This is a genomic window from Erwinia sp. 9145 (assembly GCF_000745075.1).
Lineage (GTDB): Bacteria > Pseudomonadota > Gammaproteobacteria > Enterobacterales > Enterobacteriaceae > Erwinia > Erwinia oleae.
Genome location: NZ_JQNE01000001.1, coordinates 4236553 through 4254300, shown reverse-complemented (window position 1 = coordinate 4254300; position 17748 = coordinate 4236553). Strand labels below are relative to the sequence as shown.

Genomic DNA, 17748 nt, shown 5'->3' with positions numbered 1-17748 from the left:
TAAACCATGCACCGAAGCTGCGGCAGCGACGCGAATGCGTTGTTGGGTAGGGGAGCGTTCTGTAAGCCGTCGAAGGTGGACTGTGAGGTCTGCTGGAGGTATCAGAAGTGCGAATGCTGACATAAGTAACGATAAAGCGGGTGAAAAGCCCGCTCGCCGGAAGACCAAGGGTTCCTGTCCAACGTTAATCGGGGCAGGGTGAGTCGACCCCTAAGGCGAGGCCGAAAGGCGTAGTCGATGGGAAACAGGTTAATATTCCTGTACTCGGTGTTACTGCGAAGGGGGGACGGAGAAGGCTATGTTGGCCGGGCGACGGTAGTCCCGGTTTAAGCGTGTAGGTGTGTGTTCCAGGCAAATCCGGTTCACTTTACACTGAGGCGTGATGACGAGGCACCACGGTGCTGAAGCAACAAATGCCCTGCTTCCAGGAAAAGCCTCTAAGCATCAGGTAACACAGAATCGTACCCCAAACCGACACAGGTGGTCAGGTAGAGAATACCAAGGCGCTTGAGAGAACCCGGGTGAAGGAACTAGGCAAAATGGTGCCGTAACTTCGGGAGAAGGCACGCTGGTGCGTAGGTGAAGTCACTTGCTGACGGAGCTGAAGCCAGTCGAAGATACCAGCTGGCTGCAACTGTTTATTAAAAACACAGCACTGTGCAAACACGAAAGTGGACGTATACGGTGTGACGCCTGCCCGGTGCCGGAAGGTTAATTGATGAGGTTATCCGTAAGGAGAAGCTTTGATCGAAGCCCCGGTAAACGGCGGCCGTAACTATAACGGTCCTAAGGTAGCGAAATTCCTTGTCGGGTAAGTTCCGACCTGCACGAATGGCGTAATGATGGCCAGGCTGTCTCCACCCGGGACTCAGTGAAATTGAACTCGCTGTGAAGATGCAGTGTACCCGCGGCAAGACGGAAAGACCCCGTGAACCTTTACTACAGCTTGACACTGAACACTGAGCCTTGATGTGCAGGATAGGTGCTTTTCTGGAAAGAACCACTGTTTTACTTAACCTTTCTCCGTTAATGGCAGAATGGGATGTCCCATACGTCAGTCAAACTACCACCAGACACTGTCCCCGCGCCGGATCACGGCGCAAGGTTAGAACACCAAACATTAAAGGGTGGTATTTCAAGGATGGCTCCGCGCAGACTGGCGTCCACGCTTCAAAGCCTCCCACCTATCCTGCACATCAAGGCTCAGTGTTCAGTGTCAAGCTGTAGTAAAGGTTCACGGGGTCTTTCCGTCTTGCCGCGGGTACACTGCATCTTCACAGCGAGTTCAATTTCACTGAGTCCCGGGTGGAGACAGCCTGGCCATCATTACGCCATTCGTGCAGGTCGGAACTTACCCGACAAGGAATTTCGCTACCTTAGGACCGTTATAGTTACGGCCGCCGTTTACCGGGGCTTCGATCAAAAGCTTCTCCTTACGGATAACCTCATCAATTAACCTTCCGGCACCGGGCAGGCGTCACACCGTATACGTCCACTTTCGTGTTTGCACAGTGCTGTGTTTTTAATAAACAGTTGCAGCCAGCTGGTATCTTCGACTGGCTTCAGCTCCGTCAGCAAGTGACTTCACCTACGCACCAGCGTGCCTTCTCCCGAAGTTACGGCACCATTTTGCCTAGTTCCTTCACCCGGGTTCTCTCAAGCGCCTTGGTATTCTCTACCTGACCACCTGTGTCGGTTTGGGGTACGATTCTGTGTTACCTGATGCTTAGAGGCTTTTCCTGGAAGCAGGGCATTTGTTGCTTCAGCACCGTGGTGCCTCGTCATCACGCCTCAGTGTAAAGTGAACCGGATTTGCCTGGAACACACACCTACACGCTTAAACCGGGACTACCGTCGCCCGGCCAACATAGCCTTCTCCGTCCCCCCTTCGCAGTAACACCGAGTACAGGAATATTAACCTGTTTCCCATCGACTACGCCTTTCGGCCTCGCCTTAGGGGTCGACTCACCCTGCCCCGATTAACGTTGGACAGGAACCCTTGGTCTTCCGGCGAGCGGGCTTTTCACCCGCTTTATCGTTACTTATGTCAGCATTCGCACTTCTGATACCTCCAGCAGACCTCACAGTCCACCTTCGACGGCTTACAGAACGCTCCCCTACCCAACAACGCATTCGCGTCGCTGCCGCAGCTTCGGTGCATGGTTTAGCCCCGTTACATCTTCCGCGCAGGCCGACTCGACCAGTGAGCTATTACGCTTTCTTTAAATGATGGCTGCTTCTAAGCCAACATCCTGGCTGTCTGGGCCTTCCCACATCGTTTCCCACTTAACCATGACTTTGGGACCTTAGCTGGCGGTCTGGGTTGTTTCCCTCTTCACGACGGACGTTAGCACCCGCCGTGTGTCTCCCGTGATAACATTCTCCGGTATTCGCAGTTTGCATCGGGTTGGTAAGCCGGGATGGCCCCCTAGCCGAAACAGTGCTCTACCCCCGGAGATGAGTTCACGAGGCGCTACCTAAATAGCTTTCGGGGAGAACCAGCTATCTCCCGGTTTGATTGGCCTTTCACCCCCAGCCACAGGTCATCCGCTGATTTTTCAACATCAGTCGGTTCGGTCCTCCAGTTAGTGTTACCCAACCTTCAACCTGCCCATGGCTAGATCACCGGGTTTCGGGTCTGTACCCTGCAACTTAACGCCCGGTTAAGACTCGGTTTCCCTTCGGCTCCCCTATACGGTTAACCTTGCTACAGAATACAAGTCGCTGACCCATTATACAAAAGGTACGCAGTCACCCCATAAATGAGGCTCCCACTGCTTGTACGTACACGGTTTCAGGTTCTGTTTCACTCCCCTCGCCGGGGTTCTTTTCGCCTTTCCCTCACGGTACTGGTTCACTATCGGTCAGTCAGGAGTATTTAGCCTTGGAGGATGGTCCCCCCATATTCAGACAGGATACCACGTGTCCCGCCCTACTCTTCGAACTCACAACGGCTGCATCTTCGTGTACGGGACTTTCACCCTGTATCGTGCGACTTTCCAGACGCTTCCACTGACGCAACCGCTGATGATGGTTCCGGGCTCCTCCCCGTTCGCTCGCCGCTACTGGGGGAATCTCGGTTGATTTCTTTTCCTCGGGGTACTTAGATGTTTCAGTTCCCCCGGTTCGCCTCGCAACACTATGTATTCATGTTGCGATGATGCAACGGATTGCACCGGGTTTCCCCATTCGGGTATCGTCGGGTATAACGGTTCATATCACCTTACCGACGCTTATCGCAGATTAGCACGCCCTTCATCGCCTCTGACTGCCAGGGCATCCACCGTGTACGCTTCGTCACTTAACCTCACAACCCACAAGCGTCCCGGAGGACACATGCTGTTGCAGGCATTTGAGAGACCCGACCATAGTGTTTGCGCCACTCTATACGCAGAGTGACCCACTATGTCGTTTTCAAATTTTCAGCTTGTTCCGGATTGTTAAAGAGCAAATATCACAAAGCCGACTTGATTAAGTCAGTTTTGGGATACTGAGTGATAACGTCTTTCACGCGTTATCGGAGATGGCGTCCCCAAGGGGATTCGAACCCCTGTTACAGCCGTGAAAGGGCAGTGTCCTGGGCCTCTAGACGATGGGGACTCTGATACTGTTGCTCATTACTTCTATCAGACAATCTGTTGTGGACACTGCGCAAAAAAGTATCTTCTGGTAAGGAGGTGATCCAACCGCAGGTTCCCCTACGGTTACCTTGTTACGACTTCACCCCAGTCATGAATCACAAAGTGGTAAGCGCCCTCCCGAAGGTTAAGCTACCTACTTCTTTTGCAACCCACTCCCATGGTGTGACGGGCGGTGTGTACAAGGCCCGGGAACGTATTCACCGTGGCATTCTGATCCACGATTACTAGCGATTCCGACTTCACGGAGTCGGGTTGCAGACTCCGATCCGGACTACGACGCACTTTATGAGGTCCGCTTGCTCTCGCGAGGTCGCTTCTCTTTGTATGCGCCATTGTAGCACGTGTGTAGCCCTGGTCGTAAGGGCCATGATGACTTGACGTCATCCCCACCTTCCTCCGGTTTATCACCGGCAGTCTCCTTTGAGTTCCCGACCGAATCGCTGGCAACAAAGGATAAGGGTTGCGCTCGTTGCGGGACTTAACCCAACATTTCACAACACGAGCTGACGACAGCCATGCAGCACCTGTCTCACGGCTCCCGAAGGCACTCAGGCATCTCTGCCCGATTCCGTGGATGTCAAGACCAGGTAAGGTTCTTCGCGTTGCATCGAATTAAACCACATGCTCCACCGCTTGTGCGGGCCCCCGTCAATTCATTTGAGTTTTAACCTTGCGGCCGTACTCCCCAGGCGGTCGATTTAACGCGTTAGCTACGGAAGCCACGAGTCAAGCTCACAGCCTCCAAATCGACATCGTTTACGGCGTGGACTACCAGGGTATCTAATCCTGTTTGCTCCCCACGCTTTCGCACCTGAGCGTCAGTCTTCGTCCAGGGGGCCGCCTTCGCCACCGGTATTCCTCCAGATCTCTACGCATTTCACCGCTACACCTGGAATTCCACCCCCCTCTACGAGACTCAAGCCTGCCAGTTTCAAATGCAGTTCCCGGGTTGAGCCCGGGGATTTCACATCTGACTTAACAGACCGCCTGCGTGCGCTTTACGCCCAGTAATTCCGATTAACGCTTGCACCCTCCGTATTACCGCGGCTGCTGGCACGGAGTTAGCCGGTGCTTCTTCTGCGGGTAACGTCAATGTGAAAAGTTATTCGCTCTTCACCCTTCCTCCCCGCTGAAAGTACTTTACAACCCGAAGGCCTTCTTCATACACGCGGCATGGCTGCATCAGGCTTGCGCCCATTGTGCAATATTCCCCACTGCTGCCTCCCGTAGGAGTCTGGACCGTGTCTCAGTTCCAGTGTGGCTGGTCATCCTCTCAGACCAGCTAGGGATCGTCGCCCTGGTGAGCCGTTACCTCACCAGCTGGCTAATCCCATCTGGGTTCATCCGGTAGTGTGAGGCCCGAAGGTCCCCCACTTTGCTCTTGCGAGATTATGCGGTATTAGCCACCGTTTCCAGTGGTTATCCCCCTCTACCGGGCAGATCCCCAGACATTACTCACCCGTCCGCCACTCGTCACCCGAGGAGCAAGCTCCTCTGTGCTACCGTTCGACTTGCATGTGTTAGGCCTGCCGCCAGCGTTCAATCTGAGCCATGATCAAACTCTTCAATTAAAGTCTGATTTGCCATCACGTGGATGGCGGTGCTCTGTGAATTAAAACGTCGTAATGAATTACGTGTTCACTCAACAAAGACTTGATAGTTCATTCGCCCGAAGGCTGTGATATCAATCCTGCGAGTGCCCACACAGATTGTCTGATAAATTGTTAAAGAGCAGTGCCACATATCTCGTGTGGCGCGGGGTGCAGATAATACGCTTTCCCGCTGAAGAGTCAAGAGTTTTTTCTCTTTTCTCTTCCTGAACCGGCGACCGTCAGGCCGTTGTTCCGTGTCAGTGGTGGCGCATTATAGGGACTTCCTGAAGCCTGACAAGTGTTTATTCGAAAAAAATAATCAACCGCGTTATTTATCAACAAAACGCCTTTTTTTACTTCGTTTTGCGGGTTAATTCAGCAAATTCGCCGGCAAATCGAGCGACCTGCGCCCAATCGGTATACTCAACTTCTTTACTGGCATCCGTTTCGCCGCCGGTCATCCGCATAATAAGCTGAATCATGATGCGATCGAAAAAGCCATAACGCGGATAGCGCAGCGCGCCAGCAAACACCGCACAGCAATCCGGCTCCCAGGGAGACTGAAGCAGAAACTTGCGGGTATAGGCGTTGGTTTGCGGCGAACGCTTTTCCGGTTTTCTTGCCGTCAGGTTAACCGAGAAAAAACCGCCGGGCCGCTGTTTCAGTTCGCTGAGGTGGTGCTTAATGAATTTCGTGACCTGCGGATGGAAATGCCCATAGCGGATGGAAGCGCCAATCAGTACGCGATCGTAGTGCGACCAGTCTATATGCGTCGCATGGAGCACGTTAACGAGCTCGCACTCCTGGCGGCCCTTAAGCTGACTGGCGATATAAGCCGCTATTTCGCGGGTCTGGCCGTCACGGCTGGAAAAAATAATCAACGCTTTCATAACAGTACCAATTTTTACTCACGCCAGAACGTCGGCGTGAACAGGACTAACAGCGTAAAGACCTCAAGACGACCAAACAGCATGGTCAGGATCAAAATCCATTTCGCCATATCATTCATCGTAGTGAAGTTGTCTGCCACTACGCCCAGTCCGGGTCCAAGGTTATTCAACGTGGCCGCCACAGCGGCAAACGCAGAAAAGTCATCAACGCCGGTGGCGATAATCGCCAGCATGCTCAATAAAAAAACCAGCGCATAGGCCGAGAAAAATCCCCATACCGCTTCAAGAATGCGCTCAGGCAGCGCGCGCTGCCCCAGCTTGATAGTGTAAACCGCATTTGGATGGACCAGCCTTTTTAACTCACGCGAGCCCTGTTTGAACAGCAGCAGGATGCGGATCACTTTCAGGCCGCCGCCGGTCGATCCTGCGCATCCGCCGATAAAAGCGGAGCAGAGAAGCAGTACGGGTAAAAAGAGTGGCCAGCGCGAGATGCTGTCGGTGGTGAAACCGGCGGTTGTCGCCATCGAAACCACCTGGAAGAACGCCTGATTCAGCGTCTGCATACCGCTTGCATAAACGTTATGCAGCCACAGCACCAGCGTACACACCATGACCAGCGTGAACTGAACGCCGATAAACATACGAAATTCGGGATCGCGCCAGTAAACGCGCAGGTTACGGCCGCTGAGCAGCGTAAAGTGCAAACCATAATTACAGCCGGAGATCAGCAGAAAAACGGCGATGATCGTGTTGATTGTCGGGCTGTTAAAATAGCCGATACTGGCATCGTGCGTTGAAAATCCGCCGATGGCGATAGTGGAGAAGCTATGACCGATGGCGTCAAACAGCGGCATTCCCGCCAGCCACAACGCGATCATGCAGACCACGGTAAGCAAAACATAGATAAGCCAGAGCGTTTTCGCCGTTTCAGCGATGCGCGGGCGCATTTTGTTATCTTTCAGCGGGCCGGGCATTTCGGCGCGATAGAGCTGCATCCCGCCCACGCCCAGAATCGGCAATATCGCTACCGCCAGCACGATGATCCCCATGCCGCCCAACCACTGCAACATTTGGCGATAAAACAGAATCGCCTTCGGCAGTGAATCAAGGCCTGTCAGCGTGGTCGCACCGGTTGTTGTCAGGCCGGAAAAAGACTCGAAAAACGCATCGGTGAGCGAGAGATTGGGATGTTCGGCAAAAATAAACGGCATGGCCCCGACGCTGCCCAACACGGTCCAGAACAGCACCACAATCAAAAAACCCTCGCGCGGCTTGAGCTCTTTTTTCTGTCTGCGGTTGGGCCACCACAGCAGCGAGCCAATCAGCAGCGCCATAAAAAAGGTTTGGGTGAACGCGCGGCCCGCACCATCACGGTAAATCAATGCCACCAGGCCGGGGAGAATCATCGTTCCGGAGAACAGGATGATGAGCAAACCGACGATGCGGGTAATGGTGCGAAAATGCATTCAGCCGTTCCTTTCCTGACAATAACGAAGTGATTAAAGCGAAGACAGCCGAAGCGCCCCTTTGCTGAAATCATTAAGATTCTGCGTAAACCCGTCAACCTGCGCATGCGGCAGAGCCAGCGTAAGCGCGACAACCTGTGAATATTCACGCTGTAATAGCTGCCCGCTGAAGCGGACTATCATTCTTTCAATATCGGCAAACTGCGCGTAGTCACAGACAAGAGAGAAATTCAGCATGGGCACTTTTTGTCGACGCGGCAACAGCCTCAGCGCCTGCTGAACGCCGCCGCCGTAAGCTTTAACCAGCCCGCCGGTGCCCAACTGAATACCGCCGTAGTAGCGCACCACCACTACGGCCGTCTCGCCGATATGATTACCCATTAGCTGAGCAAGCATGGGTTTCCCTGCCGTGCCGGACGGCTCGCCATCATCGGAAAAGCCCAGCTTCTGCGAATCGGAGGGCGCGCCAGCCACCCACGCCCAGCAGTGGTGACGCGCCGCAGGATGCTCGCTTTTCACCCGCTGAACAAAAGCGCGCGCCGCTTCCACGCCATCAGTATGCGCGATGAGCGTAATAAAGCGGCTTTTTTTGATCTCCTCGCTGAAGCTGAACGCCTCAGCGGGAATGTCGTAAGCGTCCATTAATCCAGTTTCAGATCCCGCGTCATATTCTCCACGCGCTGTTCGTGAATGATGACGTTGTCTTCAATACGCACGCCGCCATAAGGTTTTAGCGCGTCGATACGTGCCCAGTCAAAATGGTGGCTGAACTTACCCTCCCGCCACGGCGCGAGCAGCGAATCAATAAAATAGATGCCAGGCTCGATGGTCAACACCATGCGCGGTTGCAACACGCGCGTACAGCGCAGATAGGGATATTGAGCGGGTGCCGCCAGGTGCGTGCCGCTTTCGTCCTGCATAAAACCGGCGACGTCATGCACCTGCAAGCCAAGCGGATGTCCCAGGCCATGCGGCATAAACGGGCCGGTGAGATCGTCCGCCACCATCGCTTCTTCGCTCAACCCTTTCACTAACTGATGTTTCAGCAGCAGCTTCGCCAGACGCAGATGCATCTGCTGATGGTAATCGGTATAGCGCACGCCTGCTTTCAGCGTTGAGATTAGCGCCAGCTCTTCGGTGTTCATATCGCGGATCAGTTCCGCATAATCGTTATCGCTGCTGGCGGCATAGGTTCGCGTCAGGTCTGCGGCGTAGCCGTTATATTCCGTTCCGGCGTCAAGCAGAAAACTGCGCGACTGCGCCGGCGGCAGATGGTCGAGCGTGGTGTAATGCAGCACCGCCGCATGCTCATTCAGCGCAACGATATTGCCATAGGGCACGTCCGTATCGCGATGCCCGGTTGCCGCCAGATAGGCGATATTGATATCGAATTCGCTCATGCCGGAAAGGAAAGCTTCTTTTGCTGCGCGGTGGCCGACAACGGCTGTTTTCTGCGCCTCGCGCATGCAGTACAGCTCATAATCAGTTTTAAAAGAGCGATGGTAATGCAGAAAATCGATCGGCTGCTGCGGATTAATCAGCGCAGAGGCGATGCCCAACTGCGCGGCACGCGTTGGAACCGGGCCAATATAGGCGACGTTCTGGCGCTGCGTGGGCAGGAGCTGATTAATATCGTCGACGTTTTTCAGCGCGATAATGTCAATTTCGTCGGTCCAGAAACTTTGCGGCAGCGGCTCAACGTTATGCCAGTAGTCAACCGGCGAATAGAACCAGAGCTTAGGTTTACTGACGCCGTCCACCCACAGCCAGCAGTTTGGCACCGAGGTCACCGGCACCCAGGCTTTGAACTGCGGATTTACCTTGAAAGGGTAGTGGTGGTCGTCCAGAAAAACCGTCAGCAGTTCCCCTGAATGGAGAAGCAGGCCGTCCAGCTTATAGCGGGCCAACAGTTGCCGGGCGCGGCCCTGTAAGACCTTGAGATGCTCCCGGTACAGCGTGACTAACGAATCCATAGCATGACTCCATAATCGTGAATGGCGTGCATTTTATCACAGCCTCACGCAGGATGCCGTCCTGCCGCCGCTGTGATCTTGTTTGCAAATCAGCAAACTCTTGTTTGCAAAAAATTAACATCCCTTCCACACTCACCAGCATCTGGTATGACCAGATCGTTTATCGCTGACTCAGGAGACACACATGCTCTACCAAGGCGAAACCCTGACCGTAAGCTGGCTTGAGGATGGCATCGCCGGCCTGGTCTTCGATGCCCCAGGTTCGGTCAATAAACTCGATACAAAAACCGTAGCCAGCCTCGGCGAAGCGTTGTCGGTGCTGGAACAGCAGCCCGATTTGAAGGCCGTATTGCTCAGCTCAACCAAACCCGCTTTTATTGTCGGTGCCGATATTACTGAATTTCTCTCTCTCTTTGCTGCGCCGCCGGAAAAACTGACGCAGTGGCTGGATTTCGCCAACGGCATTTTTAATCGCCTGGAGGATCTGGCGGTACCGACGCTCTCTGCCATTCAGGGCTATGCGCTGGGCGGCGGATGTGAATGCGTACTGGCGACCGACTTTCGTATCGCCACGCCCGATGCCCGCATCGGCCTGCCGGAAACAAAGCTGGGGATCATGCCCGGTTTTGGCGGCTCCGTGCGCCTGCCGCGCCTGCTGGGCGCCGACAGCGCGCTGGAAATCATTGCGGCCGGTAAAGATGTCGATGCGGAAAAAGCGCTGGCGCTTGGCCTGGTTGACGCGGTGGTCGCCGCCGATCGGCTGCATGACGCCGCCATAACAATCTTACGAGAGGCCATTGCCGGTAAGCAGGACTGGCGCGCGCGACGTCAACCCAAGCTGGCGCCGCTACGCCTCAGTAAAATTGAAGCGGCAATGAGTTTTACCATCGCGAAAAGCATGGTGCTACAAACCGCCGGCAAACACTACCCCGCTCCCCTCGCGGCGGTAAAAACCATTGAGGCGGCTGCCGGTCTGGCACGTGATGAAGCGCTACGGCTGGAAACGGCCGCGTTTGTTCCGCTGGCGGGTTCAAAAGAGGCGCGCGCGCTGGTGGGCATTTTCCTCAACGACCAGGCGGTCAAAGCGAAGGCCAAAGCGCTGGCCCGCAATGTCGATATGCCAAAGCAGGCAGCGGTGCTGGGCGCAGGCATCATGGGCGGCGGCATTGCTTACCAGTCTGCGTGGAAAGGCGTGCCGGTCATCATGAAAGATATCAGCGCCGACGCCCTGACGCTGGGCATGACGGAGACGGCCCGGCTGCTCAACAAGCAGCTTGCGCGCGGCAAAATTGACGGCATGCGGCTGGCGGGCGTGATGGCCACCATCAAACCCACGCTCAACTATGCGGACTTTGATCGCGCGGAGATTGTGGTCGAAGCGGTGGTGGAAAATCCCCAGGTGAAAGCCGCCGTGCTGGCCGAAACGGAACAACATATCGGCAGCGAAACGGTTCTGGCCTCCAATACGTCAACCATTCCCATCAGCACACTGGCCCGCGCGCTACAGCGTCCGCAAAACTTCTGCGGCATGCATTTTTTCAACCCGGTGCACCGCATGCCGCTGGTGGAGGTGATCCGTGGCGAGCAAACCAGCGAGGCGACGCTGGCGAAGGTGGTCGCCTGGGCCAGCAAAATGGGCAAGACGCCGGTACTGGTTAACGACTGCCCCGGTTTTTTTGTTAATCGCGTGCTTTTCCCCTATTTCGCCGGGTTCAGTCTGCTGCTGCGCGACGGCGCGGACTTCAGGCAAATCGACAAGGTGATGGAGAAACAGTTTGGCTGGCCAATGGGGCCCGCATGGCTGCTTGATGTGGTGGGCATTGATACCGCGCACCATGCGCAGCGCGTGATGGCCGGGGGCTTCCCCGATCGTATGAAGAAAGCGTATCGCGACGCGATCGACGTCTTGTTTGAGGCGAAGCGTTTTGGGCAGAAGAGCCAACAGGGCTTTTACCGCTGGGAAACCGATGCGAAGGGTAAGCCAAAGAAAACCCCCGATCCGGCGGTGGATGAGATGCTGCAAAGCGTCTGCCAGCCAACGCGGGTATTCAGTGATGACGAGATCGTCGCCCGCATGATGATCCCAATGCTTAATGAAGTGGTTCGCTGCCTTGAGGAGAACATCATCGCGACGCCGGCCGAAGCGGACATGGCGCTGGTTTACGGCCTCGGCTTCCCGCCTTTCCACGGCGGCGCCTTGCGCTACCTGGATACGCAGGGCAACGCGCGCTTCCTGGCAGACACGGCACGCTTTCACGATCTTGGCCCGCTGTACCAGCCGCCCGCCGCGCTCGCCGACAAAGCCGCGCGCAACGAGAGCTGGTATCCCCCGGCGGAATCCATCAGCGACGCCGCGCTGAAGACGGCATGAGGAGTAAAGAAATGGAAAAAGTCGTTATTGTTGATGCCGTGCGTACGCCGATGGGTCGCTCCAAAGGCGGTGCCTTTCGCCACGTGCGGGCTGAAGATCTCTCCGCTCATCTGATGCGCGCCCTGCTCAGCCGCAATCCCGCTCTGGCAGCGGAGAACCTCGATGATGTTTACTGGGGCTGCGTGCAGCAAACCCTGGAGCAGGGATTCAATATTGCGCGCAATGCCGCGCTGCTGGCGGAGATCCCACATCGTGTGCCGGCCACCACCGTCAACCGCCTGTGCGGCTCTTCGATGCAGGCTCTGCACGATGCCGCGCGCGCCATTATGACCGGCGACGCCAGCGCCTGCCTGATCGGCGGCGTGGAGCATATGGGTCATGTTCCGATGAACCACGGCGTGGACTTCCATCCGGGACTCGGCAAAACCGTCGCCAAAGCGGCCGCCATGATGGGACTCACGGCGGAAATGCTGGCGCGTCAGCATCATATCAGCCGTGAAATGCAGGATGAATTTGCCGCGCGATCGCATCAGCGAGCGTGGGCCGCGACGCAGGAAGGGCGCTTTTCGGCGGAAATTGTCCCGGTCAATGGTCACGATGCTGATGGCATACTCAGGCGCTATGATGCTGACGAGGTGATCCGCGCGGATACCACCGCTGCCGGGCTGTCCGCGCTGCGTCCGGCGTTCGATCCGGTCAACGGCACGGTAACGGCGGGCAGTTCGTCAGCGCTTTCTGACGGCGCGGCGGCGATGCTGGTGATGAGTGAATCGCGTGCTCGCGAACTGGGATTTAAACCGCGCGCCCGCGTTCGTTCAATGGCCGTTGTCGGCTGCGATCCTTCCATTATGGGATATGGCCCGGTGCCGGCGTCTCAACTGGCGCTGAAAAGAGCGGATCTGAATATCAGTGATATCGGCATCATTGAGCTGAATGAGGCGTTTGCCGCACAGACGCTCCCGTGCATCAACGATCTGGGCTTGATGGAGGTGCTGGATGACAAGGTCAACCTCAACGGCGGCGCGATTGCTCTCGGCCATCCGCTGGGTTGCTCCGGCGCGCGCATCAGCACCACGCTGATCAACCTGATGGAACAACGCGACGCGCAATTTGGGCTGGCAACCATGTGTATTGGTTTGGGACAGGGGATTGCAACGGTCTTTGAGCGTATGTAATGCGTGTATTCAGAAGACTTCCCGCCTTGCCAGGGCGGGATGGATTACGAATAATCAGATAAAGGCAAAGGCATCGCCGAAAATGCGATCTTCCAGCGCACTGCGCTCGGCGCAGAACCTGTCGCGGGCAATTTTCGCCATCTCAAAGCGTCCTGCAATATAGATATCCTGCGTGTCCAGACTGTCGAAATCATTCATCACCGCCGTCAGCACCGTACCGCTACGCCCCTGCCAGCCCTGATGCGGCTGCTCGACAACCGGAACAATACGCAGATTAGGATGCTTCACCGCCAGCGCATTCAGCTCGTCCAGATCGTAAAGGTGCTTGAGCTCGCGTCCGCCCCAGTACAGGGCGATGTGGCGATTGGGCTGACGCGCAAGCGCGGTGAGCAGGATAGATCGCGTGTAGGAGAAGCCGGTACCGCCGGCGATTAGCACCAGCGGACGACTTTCGTCCTCTTCGCGAAGCCATGCATCGCCATGCGGTATATCCACGGTTATCTGGCGATCCTGCCGGATGCGCTCCATGACGGCCATGGCGTAAAGATTCAGTTCGGACGCGCCGATATGCAGTTCAATAATGTCCCGCTCCATCGGCGTGGAGGCGAGCGAAAACGGACGTTTGTCGTTATCATCCATTACCACCATCAGATATTGACCCGCTTTAAAGCTGAAATCAGCTTCCGGCACCATGCGGACACGGTAAACGGTATCGGTTATCACCTCTACCGAGGTCACTTTGCAGCTTAACGTTGTCATGCGTTCCCTCTTTGGGTCAAATTCGTTTGCCGGGTTTCGTACCATCAAGAATGGCCAGTTCATCCCAAATTTCGTCAATACGCGCCGTCACCGCCGGATCTTTACGGATAGGGCGGCCCCATTCACGCTGCGTCTCTCCCGGCCACTTATTGGTGGCGTCCAGACCCATTTTTGAGCCTAACCCGGAGACGGGCGAGGCAAAATCGAGATAGTCGATTGGCGTATTTTCTACCAGAACCGTATCGCGCGCCGGATCCATACGCGTCGTTATCGCCCACATCACGTCGTTCCAGTCGCGCGCGTTGATGTCGTCGTCACAGACGATCACAAATTTGGTATACATAAACTGGCGGAGAAAGGACCAGACGCCCATCATCACCCGCTTTGCATGCCCGGCGTACTGCTTTTTCATTGTCACCACCGCCATGCGATATGAGCACCCTTCCGGCGGCAGATAAAAATCGACGATTTCAGGAAACTGCTTTTGCAGAATCGGGACAAAAACTTCATTCAACGCTACGCCAAGAATCGCCGGTTCATCCGGAGGTCGGCCGGTATAAGTTGAATGGTAGATAGCATCACGGCGCTGAGTTATATGCGTAACGGTAAAAACCGGGAAACTATCAACTTCATTATAGTAACCGGTATGGTCGCCGTATGGACCTTCGGGCGCCATTTCGCCCGGTTCGATATAGCCTTCCAGCACAATCTCTGCGCTGGCGGGCACTTCAAGATCGTTGGAAATGCACTTCACCACTTCGGTTTTTGTGCCGCGCAGCAGACCGGCGAACGCGTATTCTGATAGCGTGTCCGGCACCGGTGTCACCGCGCCAAGAATAGTCGCAGGATCGGCCCCCAGCGCCACCGAAACCGGGAAACGTTCGCCCGGATGCTGCTGGCACCACTCCTGAAAATCCAGCGCGCCGCCGCGATGGGAAAGCCAGCGCATAATCAGCTTATTTTTTCCGATAAGCTGCTGCCGATAGATGCCAAGATTCTGCCGCTCTTTATGCGGGCCGCGCGTCACGGTCAGCCCCCAGGTGATCAGCGGCGCCGCGTCGTCAGGCCAGCACTTCATTATCGGGATCTGGTGCAAATCGACCTCATCACCCTGCCAGATTTGCTGATGGCAGGGCGCATCACGCAGACGCTTCGTCGGCATGTTCAGCACCTGCTTCCACTGCGGCATCTTATCGAAAAAGTCACGGAAGCCGCGCGGCGGTTCCGGCTCTTTCAGGAAGGCCAGCAGGCGCCCCACATCGCGCAGCGCGGTGACGTCCTCCTGCCCCATGCCCAGCGCAACCCGGTCTGGCGTACCAAAGAGGTTACAAAGCACCGGCATGTTATAGCCTTTAGGATTTTCAAACAGCAGCGCCGGACCGCCCGCCCGCAGGGTGCGATCGGCGATTTCAGTCATTTCCAGATCGGGGTCGATCTCTTGCTTAATTCGCTTCAGTTCCCCGCGTTGTTCAAGCAGAGAAAGAAAGTCGCGTAAATCGTGGTATTTCATGACTTCCCATCAGTACATCAGTGAATCGGCCATTATAGGGAGGATTCCGGCCGCGTGCTTAGTTTTTCGCGGTGGGATGAGCGCGCGATCGCCTTTGCGCCTCCCGCAGCCTCTGGCCAGCGATATAAACACAGAGGCGGCGTAGTCTGCCGTAAAAACCGCCACGCACGCCGTCAGCCCTTTTGATTCGGCTATAACTCTGACCACGAGTTTGATATTCTTATCGGTCTGTTTAATAAGAAGTGACGTTATGGAATCCTGGTACTTACTCTACTGCAAACGTGGCCAACTGCTTCGCGCGAAGGAACATCTTGAGCGTCAGGCGGTACATTGTCTCAGTCCGATGATTGAGATTGAGAAGCTGGTTCGTGGCAAGCGTACTCAGGTCAGTGAACTGTTGTTTCCGAACTATCTTTTTATCGAATTCGATCCGGAAAGGATTCATACCACCACCATCAGCGCAACACGCGGCGTCAGCCACTTTGTACGCTTCGGCTCCCAACCTGCCACGGTTTCGCAGGCGGTCATTACCGCCCTGCAAACGGAGCAGCCAGCCTCTCTTATCGATCCTGAACTACCTGTCCCCGGTGACAGCGTGGTGATCACCGAAGGGACATTTGAAGGCATCAAAGCCATCTTCGCCGAACCCGACGGCGAGGCCCGCTCAATGCTGCTGCTGACGTTGCTGAATAAGCAAATCATGCGTAGCGTCGACAACAAGCAGTTTCAGAAGCTCTGAGTAATCCCCTGCTCTGCTACTGACTCTTCCAGCCGGAACAACCTGCGCGCATTGCGATCGCACTGCTTTGCCAGTGCGTGGCTATCTTCACCGCGTAATCCAGCCACCTGTTGAACAATGTGCGGCAGAAAGCAGGGTTCATTGCGCCTTGAGGTGGGCCTGGGCCGCAAATCGCGCGGTAAAAGATAGGGCGCATCCGTTTCCAGCAGCAGTCGGTCAGCGGGGATCAGCGGCATCAGCTCACGTAACGCACCACCGCGGCGTTCATCACAAACCCACCCGGTGATGCCAACATACAGCCCGGCGTGCAGACAGGCCTCCAGCTCATCGCGCGTGCCGGTAAAACAGTGCACCACCGCGCCGGGCAGCGAGGGCAGCCAGGGCGTTAACAGCGAGATGAAGCGCTCATGCGCATCACGGCAGTGGAGAAACAGCGGCATCGACAGCTCTGCCGCTAGTTCAAGCTGTGCGCTAAAGGCAAATGCCTGCTGCTCAGGGCTGGCGATGTTACGATAAAAATCAAGACCGCACTCACCGATAGCGACCACCTGCTCGCTGATGGCCAGACGTCTGAGCGTGGCTTCCGTTTCTGCCGACCATTCGCCAGCGTGATGGGGGTGAACGCCAGCGGTTGACCAGCAGTAGCCAGGACGACGTGCGGCAAGGCTTTGTGCCTGCTGGCTTTCCAGCGCATTGGTGCCGGTGAGCAGTAAGCCCGTAACGCCTGCATCCTTTGCGCGCTTAACCACCTTGTCGCGATCGTTAGCAAACTGCGTGCTGGTGAGATTGACGCCAATATCAAACATAGGATTTTCCATACGTTAACCGCCCTTACGGGCGGTTAAGAGATGATGTGTTGTGTGAGATGCTGATGCTGTCTCACTCGGTATCTTCCTGCTCCTCCTCATGACGCCGTTTGCCGACATAAAAGCGCGAAAAGAAGATTCCCACTTCGAACAGGGCGTACATCGGGATAGCCAGCAGCGTTTGCGAAAACACGTCCGGAGGCGTCAGTAACATGCCGACCACAAAGGCCCCCACCAGTATGTAAGGGCGCTTTTTCTTCAGATCTTCCGGCGTGGTCAGCCCGGTCCAACAGATCAATACGATGGCAACAGGTACTTCAAAAGAGATACCAAACGCCATAAACAGCGCCATCACGAAATCGAGATAGTTGTTGATGTCAGTGGCGATCAGAACGCCCTGCGGTGCCGTTTTAGCAAAAAAGCCGAAGGCCAGCGGAAAGACAATAAAGTAGGCGAAAGCCATTCCGATATAGAATAAGAATGAACTGGAAAACAGCAGCGGCATGACCAGCTTGCGCTCGTGACGATACAGCGCAGGCGCAACAAATGCCCAGACCTGGTAAAGAATGACCGGCACCGACAGGAACACGGAGACTATCATTGTCAGCTTCACCGGCGTGAAAAACGGCGAAGCGACGTCGGTGGCGATCATGCTGGCGCCTGCGGGCATCTGTCTCATGAGCGGCGCGGAAACCAGCTGGTAAATATCGTTAGAGAAATAAGCCAGACAGAGAAAGATAGCGACGACGGCAATAATACAGTTCAGTAAGCGCTTACGAAGCTCAATCAAATGACTGATCAGCGGTTGGGTATCTTCAACAGCCAT

General features: G+C 55.6%; 11 protein-coding genes, 1 tRNA gene, 2 rRNA genes and 1 other annotated feature. Of the genes, 3 read left to right on the top strand and 11 right to left on the bottom strand.

Translation table 11 applies throughout. The features are described from left to right. Window positions 1-1281: a sequence feature (most likely nonfunctional fraction of RNA operon), on the top strand. 5 nt (window positions 1282-1286) lie between these two features. The 7 genes from FA91_RS21510 to pepQ form a co-directional block, all read right to left on the bottom strand. Further along, window positions 1287-3293 (bottom strand): 23S ribosomal RNA (locus tag FA91_RS21510). 231 nt (window positions 3294-3524) lie between these two features. Then, a tRNA-Glu gene (locus tag FA91_RS19985) sits at window positions 3525-3600 on the bottom strand. Window positions 3601-3670: 70 nt separating this feature from the next. After that, window positions 3671-5212 (bottom strand): 16S ribosomal RNA (locus tag FA91_RS19980). Together the 16S and 23S rRNA genes with 1 tRNA gene alongside form the textbook arrangement of a ribosomal RNA operon. A gap of 374 nt (window positions 5213-5586) precedes the next feature. Further along, window positions 5587-6123, bottom strand: coding sequence for a menaquinone-dependent protoporphyrinogen IX dehydrogenase (hemG, locus tag FA91_RS19975; protein ID WP_034918720.1), 537 nt, complete (start codon window positions 6121-6123; stop codon window positions 5587-5589). Between the two features lie 14 nt (window positions 6124-6137). Continuing rightward, the gene (gene trkH / locus FA91_RS19970; protein ID WP_034918718.1) at window positions 6138-7589 is read right to left on the bottom strand and encodes a Trk system potassium transporter TrkH; all 1452 of its coding nucleotides are present in this window, start codon (window positions 7587-7589) and stop codon (window positions 6138-6140) included. Between the two features lie 33 nt (window positions 7590-7622). Further along, a complete protein-coding gene (locus FA91_RS19965) occupies window positions 7623-8231 on the bottom strand; it encodes an IMPACT family protein (protein WP_034918715.1) in 609 nt (202 codons plus the stop codon). Next, window positions 8231-9562, bottom strand: a complete 1332-nt coding sequence (gene pepQ / locus FA91_RS19960; protein WP_034918712.1) for a Xaa-Pro dipeptidase — start codon at window positions 9560-9562, stop codon at window positions 8231-8233. Before pepQ ends, FA91_RS19965 begins: the two co-directional genes overlap by 1 nt. Before the next feature lie 184 nt (window positions 9563-9746). On the opposite strand from pepQ, the gene fadB reads away from it, so the two are divergent. Both fadB and fadA read left to right on the top strand, forming a co-directional pair. Continuing rightward, window positions 9747-11933: a fatty acid oxidation complex subunit alpha FadB gene (gene fadB, locus FA91_RS19955; protein ID WP_034918709.1), complete on the top strand. Its 2187-nt coding sequence runs from the start codon at window positions 9747-9749 to the stop codon at window positions 11931-11933. 11 nt (window positions 11934-11944) lie between these two features. Then, window positions 11945-13108: an acetyl-CoA C-acyltransferase FadA gene (gene fadA, locus FA91_RS19950; protein WP_034918706.1), complete on the top strand. Its 1164-nt coding sequence runs from the start codon at window positions 11945-11947 to the stop codon at window positions 13106-13108. A 54-nt stretch (window positions 13109-13162) separates the two neighbouring features. Here fadA and fre read toward each other — a convergent pair whose 3' ends face one another. After that, window positions 13163-13867, bottom strand: a complete 705-nt coding sequence (fre, locus tag FA91_RS19945) for an NAD(P)H-flavin reductase (RefSeq protein WP_034918704.1) — start codon at window positions 13865-13867, stop codon at window positions 13163-13165. Between the two features lie 16 nt (window positions 13868-13883). Then, the gene (ubiD, locus tag FA91_RS19940) at window positions 13884-15377 is read right to left on the bottom strand and encodes a 4-hydroxy-3-polyprenylbenzoate decarboxylase (RefSeq protein ID WP_034918701.1); all 1494 of its coding nucleotides are present in this window, start codon (window positions 15375-15377) and stop codon (window positions 13884-13886) included. Between the two features lie 250 nt (window positions 15378-15627). Between ubiD and rfaH the strand changes: the two genes are divergently transcribed. Next, the gene (rfaH, locus tag FA91_RS19935; protein WP_034918698.1) at window positions 15628-16116 is read left to right on the top strand and encodes a transcription/translation regulatory transformer protein RfaH; all 489 of its coding nucleotides are present in this window, start codon (window positions 15628-15630) and stop codon (window positions 16114-16116) included. Here the strand turns inward: rfaH and tatD are convergent. Both tatD and tatC read right to left on the bottom strand, forming a co-directional pair. Continuing rightward, window positions 16104-16922: a 3'-5' ssDNA/RNA exonuclease TatD gene (gene tatD / locus FA91_RS19930; protein ID WP_051937354.1), complete on the bottom strand. Its 819-nt coding sequence runs from the start codon at window positions 16920-16922 to the stop codon at window positions 16104-16106. The two genes, rfaH and tatD, sit on opposite strands and share 13 nt — an antisense overlap. 73 nt (window positions 16923-16995) lie before the next feature. Next, on the bottom strand, window positions 16996-17748 hold the full coding sequence (gene tatC, locus FA91_RS19925) for a Sec-independent protein translocase subunit TatC (RefSeq protein WP_034918696.1): 753 nt from the start codon (window positions 17746-17748) through the stop codon (window positions 16996-16998).

Excerpts from the sequence above, each read along its gene's own strand:
- hemG (WP_034918720.1), bottom strand. The coding sequence starts at position 6,123 with ATGAAAGCGTTGATTATTTTTTCCAGCCGTGACGGCCAGACCCGCGAA.
- trkH (WP_034918718.1), bottom strand. The coding sequence starts at position 7,589 with ATGCATTTTCGCACCATTACCCGCATCGTCGGTTTGCTCATCATCCTG.
- FA91_RS19965 (WP_034918715.1), bottom strand. The coding sequence starts at position 8,231 with ATGGACGCTTACGACATTCCCGCTGAGGCGTTCAGCTTCAGCGAGGAG.
- pepQ (WP_034918712.1), bottom strand. The coding sequence starts at position 9,562 with ATGGATTCGTTAGTCACGCTGTACCGGGAGCATCTCAAGGTCTTACAG.
- fadB (WP_034918709.1), top strand. The coding sequence starts at position 9,747 with ATGCTCTACCAAGGCGAAACCCTGACCGTAAGCTGGCTTGAGGATGGC.
- fadA (WP_034918706.1), top strand. The coding sequence starts at position 11,945 with ATGGAAAAAGTCGTTATTGTTGATGCCGTGCGTACGCCGATGGGTCGC.
- fre (WP_034918704.1), bottom strand. The coding sequence starts at position 13,867 with ATGACAACGTTAAGCTGCAAAGTGACCTCGGTAGAGGTGATAACCGAT.
- ubiD (WP_034918701.1), bottom strand. The coding sequence starts at position 15,377 with ATGAAATACCACGATTTACGCGACTTTCTTTCTCTGCTTGAACAACGC.
- rfaH (WP_034918698.1), top strand. The coding sequence starts at position 15,628 with ATGGAATCCTGGTACTTACTCTACTGCAAACGTGGCCAACTGCTTCGC.
- tatD (WP_051937354.1), bottom strand. The coding sequence starts at position 16,922 with ATGTTTGATATTGGCGTCAATCTCACCAGCACGCAGTTTGCTAACGAT.
- tatC (WP_034918696.1), bottom strand. The coding sequence starts at position 17,748 with ATGGCTGTTGAAGATACCCAACCGCTGATCAGTCATTTGATTGAGCTT.